Origin of the sequence: Streptomyces sp. CB02366, from assembly GCF_001905905.1 — a bacterium.
In the GTDB taxonomy this organism is placed as follows: domain Bacteria; phylum Actinomycetota; class Actinomycetes; order Streptomycetales; family Streptomycetaceae; genus Streptomyces.
In genome coordinates this window covers 1-3,040 of sequence record NZ_LIVT01000042.1, presented here as the reverse complement: position 1 = coordinate 3,040, position 3,040 = coordinate 1, and the positions used below count along the sequence as shown (strand labels likewise).

The following is a 3,040-nucleotide window of genomic DNA, read 5'->3' as shown; positions in this document are numbered from 1 at the left end:
CCTTGGTCCCCTCGGCGATCACCCTTCCCCGGTCGATCACGGCGATCCGGTCGGCCAGCCGGTCGGCCTCGTCCAGGTACTGCGTGGTCAGCAGGACCGTGGTGCCGTGCGCGACGACCGCCCGCACGACGTCCCACACCTGGTAACACCCGACCGGGGAACACGAGCGGGCGGGTCGGGGCCCGCCCGCTTCTCCTCGAGGTCCCGCACGGGACGTGCCGCTCAGCTCTCTTCCAGGGCCCCCGGCCGGCGGCCGGACAGCTCCAGCAAGTTGTACGCTGACGCCGCCGACACCAGCGTCATGTGATGGTGCCAGCCGGGAAAGGACCGCCCTTCGAAGTCGAGCAGTCCGAAGTCGTCCTCCAGCGTCTGCACCGCGGTGCCCGCCCGGTGCTGGAGCCCGGCCAGCGCGAGCAGCTCGTCGGTCCGCCGCTGCGTCATGTTGGTCAGCCAGATCCGCGACGAGCGGGGCCCCGCGTACGACGGAACGCCGAAGATCCGATAGGTGGCGTGCGGCGTGTGACGGGCCAGCCGCACCTGCGGCAGCCGTACCAGCGTGGTCATCGTGGCGGTGCGATCCGCCCCGCCGGGACCGTCGTGGCCACCGGGTCTGAGATGGCTGCCGTGCTTGAGGCCGAACAGGCGCTGTGCCTCCACGGCGGCGGGCAGGTTCGAGGCGTATGCGCCACGCGCCGTCGTCCTGCCGACCGGCACCACCGGGGTCCGACCGGGCAGCGACACGACGAACTCGCGTCCCCTGGCGCTGAGTCCACGCACCAGCGAGATGACCCCCGAGTGATGGCCCAGGTCCGCCACCACCGGCCGGGGGCTGAGCTGGGTGCTCCCGCACAGCGCGTCGACGAGGTCGAGTGCGTGCTGTTCGACGGTGCGCTGGCCCACCGACTCGGGAATGCGGGCCCGCGCGCGGCGCGCATGGTCCTCGACCCAGGCACCCGGCAGCAGCAGCCCCCAGTGGACGGGCACGGCCTCCGCACCGGTGGCGAGGAACGCTCCCACCGCGAGCTGGCAGTTGACGGAGCGTCCGGTCGCGGGGACGAAGCGCCGGTGCACACCGCAGGAGTGGTCACCCCGTTTGCGTAATACCGCCACCGACAGGACCCAGGCACGCGGATCGAGCTGCTGCTCGACCCACCGCATCAGCTCGACCCGCGCCGGAACCCAGTCCCAGGGGCTGGCGTTGAGGAACTGGTGCATCGACTGCGACGCGGTGGGCGAGCGCGAGACGGTGGCGGCCATCCGCTTGATCGACTTCTTGCCGTCGGTGGTCAGCAGGCCCGTCAGATACGCCTGGGCCCACGCCCTCTGATCGGCCCTCGGCAGGTGCCCGAAGATCTGATCGGCAAGTACGGAGACCGGCAGGTGCGCGTGCCCCACGTCGTGTGCCGCCATGGCTCGTTTCCCTTCTCCTGGGCAACCGATCGAGCGCCGCGATAGCGTAGCCAGCAATATCGTCTTTTCACGGGAGAGGGCGCTCCCGTCGGCTGGAGACCGGACAATGGACGTCCAATCCTGCTGGATCCGACGATCGCCGATGCCCCGTCCCCGCTTGACCAAGCCTTTTACCTACTTGGCCGATCCGTGGTTGCTCCCCGGTCGCGATTCCGCCGAAGCTTGGATGCCGCCGACCGCCCCCTCGCGATGGCCCCCGAAACCCCGTAGGCATGGAGAATGCGCACGATGCGTCGCCACGCCGACGATCTCGGAGAGGACATGGTAAAACAGGATCGGGCGGCACGTACACGGAGCATGGCCCGGCGTTCCGCCCCGCGCGGTTCGAGCCCTACAGCTGGAACGGGAGCGCCCCGGGAAGCCCGGCATCGACGGAGAGCCGGCTGCCCGCCCCCGGTGAACTGGTGCAACGGGCCTACGGCAACCGAGAGTCGGTCATGACGGCAGCCGCGGACCGGCCCGTCCCCGGCTGACGTCCCTCCCGGGGGCCGGAAGAGGATCGGACCGCACGGTCGCCTTCGGCCACCGGCTCGGCGGCACCGCCGGCGAAGAACGGACGGACACCGCGGACGCTCCCGCGTCCGCGCATCGCTCCGCCTGCCGTGGCCCACCCGTCACCGCGCCCATGCATACCTCCCCGCACGTCCCCGTCGGCGGCGCGGACGTGACCCCGGTCGCCAAGTCGCCGGAGCATGACCTTAGCGGGCGATGAGTGAATGGCTGGAGTCTTTCGGCAGAAAATCATCAAAGGCCGGGACGCCGTCCGCTGTACACCTCCTCCCCTACGGACCCCCGACAGACGGGCCCGGCCCGCGCCCGCCGTGCGCGCTCCTGCAGAACACGGCATGTGTCGGGGCGAATCGGCCAAAATTTTTTACCTCACATAGACAAAAAAAGAATCATTCTTATGATGCATCGAAGGCGTTCCTCGGAGGCGCCTCCGCACGTTCGGTCACGCAAACACGGTCAGCTTCGATGATCCGGGAAGTGCACACGTGATGAGTTCAGCCGAAAGCGACGCCTCGACCCGCCCCCCGGGGCCGCAGCCCATCGCGGCCGACCGCCCGGCCCGCAGGGACGGCCCCGCGGAACTGCGCCCCCCCGCCCCGGAGCCTGCCGCCCTCGACGGCGGCAGGCAGAACGAACGGTTCTGAGGGGCGGGAGCCGGTCTGCCCGCTACACACACCGCCCACCGCCGCCCCTACGCGCGCAGGACGTGCGCGGCTCAGCCCTTCTCGTATCCACCGACGGTCAGGAGAGCCCGTGGCTGAGGGAGCCGGCTCCGCAGGTCACCAGCGTTCGAACACCGCGCCCGCCACCACGGTCGACCCCTGCGGACTCCCCTCGGAACCATCACCTGACACCGCCCGACCCCGACCCATCCGCCTTCCCGACCACCGGAACACCGACGCCGGCCGGAGCACCGGCACCGCACCGGTACGCGGAAGCAGACGCCTCCGGGCCGGGCGCAAAACCCTCCCGCGGCTGCTGGCGGCCTGGCGCCGCGGGATCAACACCCTGGTCCTGTCGCCCAGCCTCGGCGCCGCCGCCCTGGCCACCCTCACCGCCC

3 protein-coding genes and 1 pseudogene are annotated in these 3,040 nt (G+C 70.8%); 2 read left to right on the top strand and 2 right to left on the bottom strand.

The features are described 5' to 3' along the window. Positions 1-148, bottom strand: a pseudogene (locus AMK24_RS35285) (daunorubicin/doxorubicin resistance ABC transporter ATP-binding protein DrrA); the annotation flags it as partial. 74 nt (positions 149-222) lie between these two features. Continuing rightward, positions 223-1,410 carry an IS701 family transposase gene (locus tag AMK24_RS32475; protein WP_073772457.1) on the bottom strand — a complete coding sequence of 396 codons (1,188 nt, stop codon included), beginning with the start codon at positions 1,408-1,410 and terminating at the stop codon, positions 223-225. A 1,058-nt stretch (positions 1,411-2,468) separates the two neighbouring features. On the opposite strand from AMK24_RS32475, the gene AMK24_RS34120 reads away from it, so the two are divergent. Then, positions 2,469-2,624, top strand: a complete 156-nt coding sequence (locus AMK24_RS34120) for a hypothetical protein (protein WP_158072205.1) — start codon at positions 2,469-2,471, stop codon at positions 2,622-2,624. 109 nt (positions 2,625-2,733) lie between these two features. After that, on the top strand, positions 2,734-3,040 hold a 307-nt coding region (locus tag AMK24_RS32470; RefSeq protein WP_143203785.1), incomplete at its 3' end, for a hypothetical protein.